This is a genomic window from Amycolatopsis heterodermiae, from assembly GCF_034929455.1.
In the GTDB taxonomy this organism is placed as follows: domain Bacteria; phylum Actinomycetota; class Actinomycetes; order Mycobacteriales; family Pseudonocardiaceae; genus Amycolatopsis; species Amycolatopsis heterodermiae.
In genome coordinates this window covers 74151-87200 of the sequence record NZ_JAYFSI010000021.1, presented here as the reverse complement: position 1 = coordinate 87200, position 13050 = coordinate 74151, and the positions used below count along the sequence as shown (strand labels likewise).

7 protein-coding genes are annotated in these 13050 nt (G+C 73.0%); 3 read left to right on the top strand and 4 right to left on the bottom strand.

Going from position 1 to position 13050, the window contains the following annotated elements; genetic code table 11:
- The first annotated feature begins 10 nt into the window (after positions 1–10).
- Positions 11–499 carry a GNAT family N-acetyltransferase gene (locus tag VA596_RS47665; RefSeq protein WP_323337152.1) on the top strand — a complete coding sequence of 163 codons (489 nt, stop codon included), beginning with the start codon at positions 11–13 and terminating at the stop codon, positions 497–499.
- Positions 500–547: 48 nt separating this feature from the next.
- On the opposite strand, the gene VA596_RS47660 is transcribed toward VA596_RS47665, so the two are convergent.
- The 4 genes from VA596_RS47660 to VA596_RS47645 are packed head-to-tail and all read right to left on the bottom strand — an operon-like array spanning position 548 to position 6156.
- On the bottom strand, positions 548–2065 hold the full coding sequence (locus VA596_RS47660) for an MFS transporter (protein ID WP_323337212.1): 1518 nt from the start codon (positions 2063–2065) through the stop codon (positions 548–550).
- A gap of 23 nt (positions 2066–2088) precedes the next feature.
- Positions 2089–3021 carry an ACP S-malonyltransferase gene (locus tag VA596_RS47655; protein ID WP_323337150.1) on the bottom strand — a complete coding sequence of 311 codons (933 nt, stop codon included), beginning with the start codon at positions 3019–3021 and terminating at the stop codon, positions 2089–2091.
- A gap of 14 nt (positions 3022–3035) precedes the next feature.
- Positions 3036–4448 (bottom strand): class I adenylate-forming enzyme family protein, encoded by a 1413-nt coding sequence (locus VA596_RS47650; RefSeq protein WP_323337148.1) that lies wholly within the window; start codon positions 4446–4448, stop codon positions 3036–3038.
- A gap of 19 nt (positions 4449–4467) precedes the next feature.
- The gene (locus VA596_RS47645) at positions 4468–6156 is read right to left on the bottom strand and encodes a flavin monoamine oxidase family protein (protein WP_323337147.1); all 1689 of its coding nucleotides are present in this window, start codon (positions 6154–6156) and stop codon (positions 4468–4470) included.
- 341 nt (positions 6157–6497) lie between these two features.
- Here VA596_RS47645 and VA596_RS47640 point away from each other — a divergent pair, with 341 nt between their 5' ends.
- Positions 6498–12809: an SDR family NAD(P)-dependent oxidoreductase gene (locus VA596_RS47640; protein WP_323337145.1), complete on the top strand. Its 6312-nt coding sequence runs from the start codon at positions 6498–6500 to the stop codon at positions 12807–12809.
- Positions 12809–13030 carry a hypothetical protein gene (locus tag VA596_RS47635; RefSeq protein WP_323337143.1) on the top strand — a complete coding sequence of 74 codons (222 nt, stop codon included), beginning with the start codon at positions 12809–12811 and terminating at the stop codon, positions 13028–13030. The genes VA596_RS47640 and VA596_RS47635 overlap by 1 nt, the downstream gene beginning before the upstream one ends.
- Positions 13031–13050 lie beyond the last annotated feature (20 nt).

Below are 13050 nucleotides of genomic sequence, written 5' to 3'. Positions count from 1 at the left end.
TTGGCCGGTCATGACCGAACCCGGCTGGCCACCCGCCCCGATCCGGACCGAGCGGCTGGTGCTGCGCGCATCCGAGGCCCGCGACCGCGCGGGGTTCGTCGAGCTGTTCGCCTCACCGGAGGTGGGCACCTACATCGGCGGCCCCCAGCCGCGTGACGAGCTGGAGCGCACGCTCGCCGAGGTGCCCGGCCGCCGGTTCGGCCTGTTCGTGGTGGAGCGGGAGGGGTCGTTCATCGGCATGATCACGCTCGACCGCCGCGAACTCGGCTACCTGTTCCTGTCGACGGCGTGGGGCCACGGCTACGCCACCGAAGCGTGCGCGGCGGTCCTCACCTGGTTCGCGGCCGCCCGCCCCGGCGAGCCGCTGACCCTGGTCACCCAGACGGCCAACACCCCGTCGATGCGCCTGGCCGCGAAGCTGGGCTTCACCGAGGTGAAGCGTTTCGAGGCCTACGGCGCCGAGCAATGGTCCGGCCGCTGGTCCGGTCCAACGCCGTGAAGGCCACCTTGAGGGACTCAGAGTCCCTCAAGGTGGCCTTCACGGACTTCAGGTGCGGGCCTCCGCGGCGGGGTCGGGGTCGGGGGCCGGGACGTCCGTCTCGATCACCTTCGGGACTCCGCGCAGGCTGCGCAACGCGACCACCGCCAGGATCGTCATCACCGCCGCGCTGCCCAGCATGCTCGTGCGGATGCCGCCGACGAACGACTCCTCCGCCGCCAGCCGGACGGCGCTCGCGACCGGCTCCGGGAGGCCCGCCGCCACCGCCGCCGTGGCGCTGAACGACTCGTGGACCTGGGCCGCCAGGGCCGGGGGCACGCCGGACGGCAGGACCAGCTCGGCGTGGTAGACCGCCGACAGCACGCTGCCCACCACCGCGATGCCCAGGGAACCGCCCAGTTCGTACGCCGTCGCGGAGATCGCGGCCGCCGCGCCCGCGCGGTCGCGGGGGACCGTGCCCAGGATCGTGTCGCCGGTGACCGTCAGGGTGAGCCCGGCGCCCGCGCCGAACGCCACCTGCGCGGCCAGCACCAGCACGTACGGCGAATCCGTGTCCACCCCGCCGAACAGCCCGAACCCCACCGCCGCCAAGGCGAGCCCGCCCGAGACGGTCGGCGCGCGGCCGAACCGGCGGACCGCCTTGGCCGCCAGGATCCCGCCCGCGACGAGCGCGGCGACCGCGCCCGGCACGAACGCCAGCCCCGAGCGCAGCGGGCTCCAGCCCAGCACGAGCTGGAAGTACTGGCTGCTGATCAGCGCGAACGCCGACATCGTGAACACCGACACCAGGTTCGAGCCGACCGACGCCGAGAACCCGCGGCGCCGGAACAGGTCCAGGTCGATCAGCGGCTGCGTCAGCCGGCGCTGGCGGCGGGCGAACAAGAACAGCGAGACGCCGCCGACGGCGAACGCGCCGAGCACCTCCGGGTACCAGATCCCGGCGTAGAACGCGCCCTTCAGCGCGTACACCACCGCGACCAGCCCGACGATAGACAGCAGCACGCTGAGCGCGTCGAGCCGCAGCCGGCCACCGGAACGGGACTCCGGCACCAGCCGGGCCGCCACCAGGATCAGCACGGCCACCGGGATGTTGACCAGGAACACCGAACCCCACCAGAAGTGGTCCAGCAGCACACCGCCGACGATCGGGCCGATCGCGAACCCGGCCGCCGACACCCCGGCCCCCGCCCCGACGGCCGCGGTCCGCGACCGTTGCGTCGTGAACACCGCGCGCAGCAAGGAAGTCGTGGACGGCAGCACGGCCGCGCCGGCGACGCCGAGCAGCGCGCGGGCGCCGATGAGCAGCTCGGCGGTCGGGGCGTAGGCGGCCAGCAGCGACCCGACGGCGAACGCCGTCACGCCGACGACGAGCACCCGCCGCCGGCCGAACCGGTCGCCGAGGTTGCCCATGGTCACCAGGAGCCCGCCCATGGCGAACCCGTAGACGTCGGCGATCCACAGCAGTTCCTCGGCCGACGCGCCGAGCTGGGTGGTCAGCGCCGGCACGGCCAGGTGCAGCACGGTCATGTCGATCGCGACCATCAGCTGCGCCAGGCAGGACACCATGATCGTGGCGATGTCGCGGGCCTTCACGCCGCCACCGCCAGCCTCGGCCGGGGCTGCGGTTTCAGCACGTCCTTGACGTCGGCGCACACCAGGGTGACCGCCGCCTTCAGCCCCGGCAGCCGGTGCAGCAGGTGGTCCGGACCGGCGACGAGGACCCGGCCGACGCCGAGCCGGGCGAACCGGTGGACCAGCTCGGGCAGCCGCACCGCGTTGACCGTCGACTCCAGCAGGAGCGACTTCGCTTCGTCGCCGGTCCGGACCGGCTCTCCGTCCTGATCGGACACGATCGGCAGCACTGGGTCGGAAAAACCGAAGCTGCCAAAGACTTCCTCCGCGAGCCGGTCGCGCAGCCCGCCGAGCGCCCGGGCGTGCGCCGCGGGCCGCATGGTCGTGAGCGCGTACCCGCCCGCCGCCCGGACCCGCCGGACGAACTCGTCCAAAGTGGACTCCCGCAGCGTCACCAGGTGAACCTCGTCGTCGAACCGCCCGGACCGCTCGTGCTCGATCCCGTCGAGGATCTCCTCGAGCGCCGCTTCCGGCGTGCGGTAGACGAACTGGCTCACCAGATCCCGGTGCGTGGTCTCGAAATATGAACGTTCGAGCCGGGCGACGCCGTCGACGAGCCGCACCAGCTCGTCCAGGGGCAGGGCGCCGCCGCGGACGACGGCGGCGCGTTCCCCGAAGCTCGCGCCGCCGACGGCGACCGGGGTCAGGCCGTGCTCGGCCTCGGCCCGCTCGGCGAGCGCCAAGGACGCGAGCGCGAAGGCGATCTGGGTGTGCTCGGTGTACTCCTCACCCTCGCGGGCGAGCGGGTCCAGCAGGGACCGGCCGAGCGCCCGCTCGGCGATGCCGAGCAGGCGCCGCGCCCGGGGGTCGACGACGAGGAACCGGCCCAGCTCCCCGGCACGGGCCGGGCCCATGCCGGGGAACAGGACGGCGTCCGCAGAATTGTCCACAATGCACACCCAGCTCAGAGTTGCTCGGCGGCGGCGAACTTCTCCAGCCGCTGCCGGTCCGGTTTCCCGTTGCGGTTCAACGGGAACTGGTCGGTGACGAGCACCCGGTTCGGCTGCTCGGCCGGGGGCAGCACCCCGCAGATCCGGTCGCGCCAGTAGCGCGGATCGCGCTGGGCGTCGTCCTGGACGACGAACACGAGGCTCGACCCGCGCCGCTGGTCGGGCAGCGCGACGATCTTCGCCGAGCAGCCTTCCTCGGCCAGCCGGTGCTCGATCACCTCCGGGTGCAGCGTGTGCCCGTTGCGGTGCACCGCCCGCTTGCGCCCGACCAGGAACAGGTTCCCCGACGCGTCGAGGCGGCCGAGGTCGCCGGTGGCGTACCAGCCGCGGTCGGCGGGCACGACCCGCCCGGCGCCGTCGAGGTAGCCCTCCATCAGGTCCGGGTCGAGCACGTGCAGCTCGCCGACCTCGCCGGCGGGCAGCACCGTGCCGTCGTCGGCGCGCACCTCCAGGGTCAAGCCGTCGACGATTTGCCCGCAGCCGTAGGGGTTCTCGATGTTGGCGAAGGCGACGTTGCCCATCTCGGTGCTGCCGTAGCTGTCGAGCAGCGGCATGCCGAACAGTTCCACGCCCTGCGCCACCAGCGCGGGCTCGAGCGGCGCCGCGCCGCTGCACAGCATCCGGACGCGGGAGAACTCGTCCTTCAGGGCCGGGCGCTTGCCGACGATGTTGAACAGGCTGCGGTAGGTCGACGGCGTCGCGTCGACGACCGTCGTCCCGGCCCGCCCGGCCAGGCGCAGGGCCCGGTCGGGACGCCGGTAGGGCGCGATCACCAGCGAGCAGTCGCGCAGCCACGCGATCAGCACCATCGACAGGCCGTACTGGTGGTTGAACGGCAGCAGCGGCAGCAGGACGTCGTCGGCGACGTGCCCGACGAGGTCGGCGTTGCGCTCCAGGTTCTTCAGGAACCGCGCGCCGTTCTTCGCGACGCCCTTGGGGACGCCGGTCGAGCCGGACGACCACATCACCAGGCTGTCCGGCAGCTTCTCCCAGACGTCGAAGCGCAGGTGGTCGTCAGCCGGGGTCCGGTCGGCGGCGGCGACCATGATCTCGTAGGTGAACGCCGAAGGCGCGTCCGGCGGCAGCGGCGCGTCGTCGTCGACGACCGCCAGCACGACCCCGGACGCCGCGATCGTCTCGGCGGTCCGGTCGGCGTGCTCCATGTGGTCGACGAGCACCACCGACGCGCCGGCGTGCATCAGCGCGACGAGGATCGTCAGGTAGGCCAGGGTGTTGTCGGCCTTGAGCAGCACCCGGTCACCGGAACCGACACCGCGGTCGCGCAGCACCTCGGCCACGCGCAGGGCGTGCTGTTCGAAGGCTTCACCCCCGGTGACCGCGTCGGGGGAATAGATCTTCGCGAACATGGGAAGTCCTTTCCGCTGGTCAGTCGAGGCTCACCGGGGCGATCTCGTCGAACACGTCACCGGGCCCGGGGTTGTCCGGGTGGGTGCCGCCGCCGAGGTGCTCGACGACGCCCCACACGGCGTTCAGCGCGGTGGTGACCGCGCTCTCGGAGAACCCGGCGATCCACGCGACGTCGTCACCGGCCAGGAAGAAACCGCGGTGGCGCTCGGCGGCGTCGCGCTGCATGAACTGGGTGAACAGCCGGCGCTGGTAGCGGTAGCTGCCGGGCAGGCAGGACTTGAAGGCGCCCTTGAAGTGCGGCTGGGTCTCCCAGGTGATCGCGATCGGCGGGCCGATCATGTGCGAGCGGATGTCGACGCCGGGGTAGATCTTGCCCAGCGCGGACAGCATCACGTCGAGCCGCTCGTCCGGGGTGAGCGAGGCGACCTTCAGCGAGTCGTCGTTCCACGTGTAGGACAGCAGCATCGTGCCGGGCTCGTCGGGCCCGTTGTCGATGAGGTAGACCCCGCGCGGCATGCGGTCGGTGAGCGTCGTGCTCATCACGTCCCGCCCGGTCTCCGGGTCCTGGTCGAGCCAGAACGGCCGGTCGGTGATGACGAACAGCTTGGACGCGCCCATGTAGTGCGTGCGCTCCAGCGCGGTCCAGACCTTCTGCGGCAGCAGCGCGTCGTCGCTCTTCATGCCCGAGAGCAGGTTCCAGTTCTGCGCGGCGAAGATCGCGGCCGGGTAGGTGCGCACGTCGCGGTCGGCGTCCTCGATGGTGAACCCGCGGCCGGTCCGGTCGATCCGGACGACCGCCGGGTGCGGCTGCCCGCCGTGCAGCGACTCCAGCGACGTCCCGGCCGGCCAGTACTCCAGGTCGGCCGGCTCGTCGGACCACAGGCCGAGCGGCAGCTGCTGGCAGCCGCCGATGATCCGGTGGTGCTCGTCGCTGGTGTCGGTGCAGATCACCCGCAGGATCTCGAGCGCGGAGTTGGGGAAGTCGGTGTCCCAGCCGCCGCAGCCGAAGCCGACCTGGCCGAAGATCTCGCGGTGCTCGAAGGAGGAGAACAGCGGCGACGACGTCAGGAAGCCGTAGAACGACACGTTGTCGAACTTGGTGACCAGGTGGTTCCAGAGCGCCTTGATGGTGCCGACGTCGCGGCGCCGGATGGCGTCCTCCATCAGCGACAGGTCGGCCTGCTCCTGCAGCGTCTTCGTCCAGGCGTCGTTGACCTCGCGGTACACCGACGGTAGATCGGCGGACGTGCGGGCCCAGTGGCTCTCGCCGTGCAGGTTGATCACCGTGCTCGGCGACGCGGGCGAGAGCGGGTTCGGGAACGGCGTCGTCTCCAGCCCGAGTTTATTGATGTAGTGGAACAGCGCGCCGGCCGACGGCGGGAAGCGCATCGCGCCCAGCTCCGCGACGGCGTCCGGGTACCCGGGCAGGCTCACCGAGCGCATCCGGCCGCCGAGCTGCTCGGCCTCGTAGATCACCGGCTTCAGGCCGAGCTTCATCAGCTCGTAGGCGGCCACCATCCCGGACAGGCCGCCGCCGATCACCGCGACCTCGGTGCCGTGCGCGTGCCGGGGCACGCGGCCCAGGCCGGCCGGGTGCCGGATCCAGTCGTCGTAGGCGAACGGGAAGTCGGGACACAGCATGCTCGCCGAACCGGCCTCGGCCGGGAGGCCGGGCAGCGGGCGTTCTTCGACGGGAGACATGGTCATCGGCGTTACCTCCGGCACTAGTTCTGGCGTCGCGCAGGCGGCCCCCGGCCGGCACGGCGGACGCCCGGGGAGGAGCGCCCTTACGCTGTCGCCGGTGCGTCCCGGCAGTCGTGCGGCCACGGGTCTCGGCGCTGAAATCCGGTTCGCCGAGAGCCACGTTAACGATTCCGTCGCGGTCCACGGGATACCTTTTCCACCGCCTGCCCACGGAGCGGAAACCGGCTCGCGGGGCGGCCGATTACCCGCCGGTGGAACAGTTCCGCCCCGGGTGCACACACCACTGTGGCTAGCTGGAGCAGCGAATTCCCTGTGCCGGGCGACCCGAGGTGGCGAGTGCGCGCATGACCGAGCTGGATTCCCTGCGACGGCTGGAAGGCCGGCCGCGCCCCGAGCGACGCCGGACGCTGCTGGCCCTGGTGCGCCGGGCCGTGGCGGCGGTGCTGGACGGCCCGCCGCCGTCCGGGCGCACGTTCGCCGACCTCGGCTTCGACTCGCTGCTCGCCGTGCGGCTGCACGCGTGGCTGACCGCCGAAACCGGGCTCGACCTGCCGGTGACGCTGGCCTACGACCACCCGGGCCCCGAAGCGCTGGCGGACTTCCTGGACGAGTGCTTGTTCGGCGCGGTTTCTCCCGCTGACGCAGCTGCCGGCCCGGTGAACAGCGAGCCGATCGTGATCGTCGGCATCGGCTGCCGCTTCCCCGGCGACGCGCACTCCCCGGCCGCCCTTTGGTCCATTGTGGACGAAGGGCGGGACGTCGTCACGGAGTTCCCGCGCGACCGCGGCTGGGACGTCGACGGCCTGTACGACCCCCGCCCGGGCACCCCGGGCCGTACTTATGTGCGCCACGGCGGGTTCCTGCACGCCGCCGCCGAGTTCGACGCGGGCTTCTTCGGCATCTCACCGCGGGAAGCCCTGGCCATGGACCCGCAGCAGCGCCTCGTCCTGGAGACGGCGTGGGAGGCCCTGGAACGCGCCGGGATCGACGCCGGCACGCTGTCCGGCAGCCCGACCGGCGTGTTCGTCGGCGCCGAGCCGCAGGAGTACGGCACCCGCCTGGCCGACGCGCCCGAGGGCCTCGACGGGCACCTGCTCACCGGCAGCGCGCCCAGCGTCGTCTCCGGCCGCATCGCCTACACCCTCGGCCTGCAGGGGCCGGCGCTCACCGTCGACACCGCGTGCTCCGGGTCGCTGGTCGCGCTGCACCTGGCGGTCCGCGCGCTGCGGGCGGGGGAGTGCACGCTCGCCCTGGCCGGCGGCGTCGCGGTGCTGGGCACGCCCGGCCCGTTCGTCGCCTTCTCGAACCAGCGCGGCCTCGCCCCGGACGGCCGCTGCAAGCCGTTCTCGGCGGCCGCCGACGGCACGGCGTGGGCCGAGGGCGCCGGGATGTTCGTCCTGGAACGGCTGTCCGACGCCGAGCGCCACGGCCACCCGGTGCTCGCGGTGGTCCGCGGCAGCGCGGTCAACTCCGACGGCGCGTCCAACGGCCTGACCGCCCCGAACGGCCCCTCGCAGCAGCGAGTGATCCGTGCGGCGCTGGCCGACGCCGGGGTCGAGGCGTCCACTGTGGACGTCGTGGAGGCCCACGGCACCGGCACCACCCTGGGCGATCCGATCGAGGCGCAGGCCCTGCTCGCGACCTACGGCCGCGACCGTGCGGAACCGCTGTGGCTGGGGTCGATCAAGGCCAACATCGGGCACGCGCAGGCGGCCGCGGGCGCGGCGGGCGTGATCAAGATGATCATGGCCCTGCAGCACGACCGGCTGCCGCGCACGCTGCACGGCGCCGATCCTTCACCGGCCGTCGACTGGACGTCCGGGGCTGTCTCACTGCTCGCCGAGACGGTGCCGTGGCCCCGCGGTTCGGCGCCGCGCCGGGCCGCGGTGTCGTCGTTCGGCATCTCCGGCACCAACGCCCACGTCATCCTCGAAGAGCCCGCTGTCACCCCGGAACAGCCCGAGCCGGCACCGCCGTCCCCGATCGCGCTCGGCTTCTCGGCCGCCGATCCGGACGCGCTGCGCGCCCAGGCCGCCCAGCTCGCGGCCCTCGACGGCAACCCCGCTGACCTGGCCTTCTCCCTGGCGACGACCCGGGCCACGCTCCCCGAGCGCGCCTTCGTCGTGGCCCCGGACTCCGCCGCCCTCGCGGACGCCCTGGCCGCGTTCGACGACCGCGTCCTCCACGGCAATCAGCAGACGGAACTGGCGTACCTGTTCACCGGCCAGGGTGCCCAGCGGATCGCGATGGGCCGCGGTCTCTACGACACTTACGACGTCTACGCGGACGCCTTCGACGAGGTCTGCGCGCACGTGGACGTCCAGCTCGACACCCCGCTGCGTGACGTCGTGTTCGGCTCGGAGCTGCTGGACCGCACCGACTACGCCCAGCCCGCGCTGTTCGCCGTCGAGGTTGCCCTCTTCCGGCTGCTGGAGTCGTGGGGGGTGACCCCGGCGTACCTGTGCGGGCATTCGGTGGGCGAGTTCGCGGCCGCGCACGTGGCCGGGGTGCTCTCGCTGTCCGACGCGGCGATGCTGGTGACCGCGCGCGGCCGGCTCATGCGCGAGCTGCCCGAAGGCGGCGCGATGGTCTCGCTGCGCGCGTCGGAGGAAACCGCGCTGGCGCTCCTTAAAGGACACGAGCGGTACGCCGGGCTCGCCGCGGTCAACAGCGCGGACGCCGTCGTGCTGTCCGGCGCGGGTGACGTCCTGGAGACGGCGATCGCCGGCTTCGACGGCAAGACCAAGTGGCTCAACGTCAGCCACGCCTTCCACTCGCCGCTCATGCGCGGCATGCTCGACGACTTCGCGCGGATCTGCCGCCTCGCCGACTACCACCCGGCGCGCTTCCCGATCGTCTCGACGGTCACCGGCAAAATCGGTGGCCACGACACGCCGGAGTACTGGATCGAGCACGTCGAGGCGACCGTCCGGTTCGCCGACGCCCTGGACGTCCTGCGCGACGCCGGCTGCGGCACCTACCTGGAGCTGGGCCCGGACGGTGTCCTCTCGGCCCTGGTCGACGACGGCGTCGCCCGGCCGCTCCTGCGCCGCGACCGCCCGGAAGTCCCGGAGGCGCTCACCGCTTTGGGCACGGCCTACGTGCGCGGTGTGGACGTCGACTTCGCGGCCCTCGCCCCCGGCGGCCGCCGGATCGACCTGCCCACCTACCCGTTCCAGCGGTCGCGCTACTGGCTCACGCCCGGCGCGGGCAAGGACGCGCGTGGCCTCGGCCTGCGCGGCGCCGAGCACCCGCTGCTCGGCGCCGTCGTCCCGGTCCCCGGCGGCGACACGGTGTTCACCGCCCGGCTCTCGGTGGCCGACCAGCCGTGGCTGGCCGGCCACGTCGTCGGCGGCGACGTCCTGTTCCCCGGCACCGGTTTCCTGGAGCTGGCCCTGCACGCCGGCGCCGAGACCGGCTGCCCGGCCGTCGAGGAGCTGACCCTGGGCGCACCGCTGGTGCTGTCGGCCCCGGCCGAGGTCCAGGTCGTGGTGACACCCCCGGACGACGACGGCCGCCGCGCGGTCACCGTCCACTCCCGCCCGGAGCACGGCGACGACTGGACCCGCCACGCGACCGGCACCCTCGCGGCACTTTCACGTGAAAGTGCCGCCTCGGTCCCGTGGCCGCCGCCGGGGGAAGCCCACTCTCTCGAAGGCTTTTACGACGATCTGCCCGGCTTCACCTACGACGGCGTCTTCCGCGGCCTGCAAGCCGTGTGGGTCGACGGCGACGACGTCCACGCCGAAGTCGCCCTGCCCGGGGAGGTGGCCGGTTTCGGGATCCACCCGGCGCTGCTCGACGCCGGGTTGCACGCCCTGTTCCTGCGCGAATCGGCCGAGTCCGCCGGGGGACTGCCGTTCTCCTGGTCGGGTGTCCGGCTGCACGCGACCGGCGCGACCAGCCTGCGGCTGCGGATCTCGTTCCGCGCGGCCGACACGGTGTCGCTGGTCGCCGTCGACCCGGCGGGCGCCGAGGTGCTCAGCGTCGAGTCCCTCGTCGTCCGCCGCCCCGCTGCCCGCGGCCGTGAGGTCCCGTCGGGTCTGTTCACGCTCGACTGGACGCCGATCGCGGCCGCGGAACCCGCGCCTTGCACGACCTATCCCGAGGTCGTCCCCGGGCGCCCCGTCGTGCTGTCGGTGACGTCCGAAGGCGACCCCGTCGCCTCGGCGCACGGCCTGGCCGCCCGGGTCCTGGAAGTGCTGCAGGACTGGGTGACCCGCGACGAGTCCACTTTGGTCGTCCACACGCGACACGCGGCCGGACCCGGCGCCACCGACCCGGCGGCCGCGGCGGTCTGGGGCCTGGTGCGCAGCGCCCAGGCCGAGCACCAGGGGCGGTTCGTCCTCGTCGACGGCGACCTCGAGGACGTCCCGCTGGCCGTGGCCACCGGCGAACCGCAGGTCGCCGTCCGCGACGGCGTCCCCCTGGTCCCGCGGATCGCCGAAGCAGGCGGGCTCCTCCCACCGCGCGGCCCGTGGCGCCTGGACAAGGACGGCGAGGGCACGGTCGAGAACCTCGCTCTGGTCCCAGCAGAGGAGCCGGATCTCGGGCCGCTCGACGTCCGGATCGCCGTGCGGGCGGCCGGGCTCAACTTCCGGGACGTGCTCAACGTCCTGGGCATGTACCCCGGGGAGGCCGGGCCGCTGGGCTGCGAGGTCGCCGGGACGGTCCTCGCCACCGGCACCGCCGTCACCGACCTGGCCCCCGGTGACCGCGTGATGGGCATGGTGCACGGCGGGATCGGCCCGGTTGCCGTCGGCGAGCGCCCGTTCCTGGCCCGCGTCCCCGGCGGCTGGACCGACGAGCAGGCCGCCACCGTGCCGCTGGTCTTTCTGACCGCGTACTACGCCCTGGTCGACCTGGCCGCTCTACGGCAAGGCGAGTCGATCCTGGTCCACTCGGCCGCGGGCGGCGTCGGCATGGCCGCGACGCAGCTCGCGCACCACCTCGGCGCCGAGGTGTTCGGCACCGCGAGCGAGGGCAAGCAGCAGGTCCTGCGCGCGGCCGGGCTCGACGACGACCACATCGCGTCCTCCCGCACCCTCGACTTCGAGCAGCGGTTCAGCGGCATCGACGTCGTCCTGAACGCGCTTTCCGGCGACTTCGTCGACGCGTCCCTGCGCACGATGGCGCCGGGCGGCCGGTTCCTGGAGATGGGCAAGACCGACATCCGCGAGCCTGCAGGGGTGCACTACCAGGCGTTCGACCTGATCGACGCGGGCCCGGCGCGGACGGCGGAGATCTGGGACGCCCTGACCGAGCTGTTCGCGTCCGGCGCGCTCACCCCGCTGCCCGTGCGCACCTGGGACGTCCGGGAAGCCCCCGAAGCGTTCCGATTCCTCAGCCAGGCCAAGCACATCGGCAAGGTCGCGCTCACGCTGCCACGAGCGCTCGACCCGGACAAGCCGGTGCTGATCACCGGCGGCACCGGCGGGCTGGGCGCGCTGATCGCCCGGCACCTCGTGGCCGAGCACGGCGTCCGCAAGCTGATCTTGACCAGCCGTCGTGGCCTGGACGCGCCGGGTGCGCGGGAGCTGGCCGCCGAGCTGAACGCCGAGGTGGTCGCCTGTGACGTCACGGACCGCGCGGCGCTGGCCGAGCTGCTGGACGGCGTCGAACTGACCGGAGTCGTGCACACCGCGGGGGTGCTCGACGACGGCGTCCTGACCGGGTTGACACCCGAGCGGCTCGAAAAAGTGTTGCGCCCCAAGGTGGACGCGGCCTGGCACCTGCACGAGCTGACCCGTGGCCACGACCTCGCGCTGTTCGCGCTGTACTCGTCGGTGTCCGGGATCGTCGGCTCCGCCGGCCAGGCGTCCTACGCGGCCGCGAACACCTTCCTCGACGGCCTGGCCGCCCACCGACGTGACGAGGGCCTGCCCGCCGTCTCGCTCGCGTGGGGCCTGTGGCGTGAGGGCATGGGCAGCGGGCTGGCCGGCACCGACGTCGACCGCATGGCCCGCGAAGGCCTGCCGCCGCTGACCGCGGAGACCGGGCTCGCGCTGTTCGACGCGGCCCTCGACGGCGGGTTCACCACCGTCCTGCCGATCGAGCTGGACCGCGCCGCCCTGCGCGCCCACGCCCGGACCACCGAGGTGGCGCCGGTCCTGCGTGGCCTCGCGAAGGTCACCACGCGCCGCGCGGCCGGGCCCGCGGCGGCCGGGCCGGACCTCGGCGACCGGCTCACGACGTTGCCCGACGAGGAACGCTCGACCCTGCTGATCGACCTGGTGCGGCACAACGCCGCCGCGGTCCTCGGCCACGAGGCCGGCGGCGCGATCGATCCGGCCCGCGCGTTCAAGGACCTCGGGTTCGACTCCCTGACGTCGGTGGAGCTGCGCAACCGCATCAACACCGTCACCGGCCTGCGGCTCTCGGCCACCGCGGTGTTCGACCACCCGACCGTCGCGTCGCTGGCCGGGCACCTCCTCGCCGAGCTGGCGCCCCCGTCGGTGAACCCGGCCGACGCGCTCCTGGCCGAGCTGGACCGCTTCGAGACCCGCCTGTCCACAGTGGACGACGACGGCCGGATCGCGGCCCGGCTCCGGGCCCTCCTGGACGGCTTCGCCGCGCCCGGTGTCAGCTCCCGGCTGGAGGACGCGACCGCGGACGAGGTCGTCGACTTCCTGGCCACCGAGCTGGGGATCTCCTGATGCCGGACAAGAAGGCCGTCAAGCGGGTGCTCGGCGAGATCGAGAAGCTGAGCGAGAACCTGCGCGAGCTCGACAAGGACGACCGCAAGAAGGTCGCCAAGCCGCTGAAGAAGCTGCTGCTGGCCTACGCGGCCGGGGACGGCGACGAGAAGTTCGACGACCTGCTCTTCGACGCCGCGGTCGACAAGGTCTTCGACTTCCTGGCCGACGAGATCTTCTGACCCCAGAACGAGCACAGCGA

Bases quoted from the DNA above. Each gene is read 5' to 3' on its own strand.
- VA596_RS47665 (WP_323337152.1), top strand. From the start codon at position 11: ATGACCGAACCCGGCTGGCCACCCGCCCCGATCCGGACCGAGCGGCTG.
- VA596_RS47660 (WP_323337212.1), bottom strand. From the start codon at position 2,065: ATGGTGTCCTGCCTGGCGCAGCTGATGGTCGCGATCGACATGACCGTG.
- VA596_RS47650 (WP_323337148.1), bottom strand. From the start codon at position 4,448: ATGTTCGCGAAGATCTATTCCCCCGACGCGGTCACCGGGGGTGAAGCC.
- VA596_RS47645 (WP_323337147.1), bottom strand. From the start codon at position 6,156: ATGACCATGTCTCCCGTCGAAGAACGCCCGCTGCCCGGCCTCCCGGCC.
- VA596_RS47640 (WP_323337145.1), top strand. From the start codon at position 6,498: ATGACCGAGCTGGATTCCCTGCGACGGCTGGAAGGCCGGCCGCGCCCC.
- VA596_RS47635 (WP_323337143.1), top strand. From the start codon at position 12,809: ATGCCGGACAAGAAGGCCGTCAAGCGGGTGCTCGGCGAGATCGAGAAG.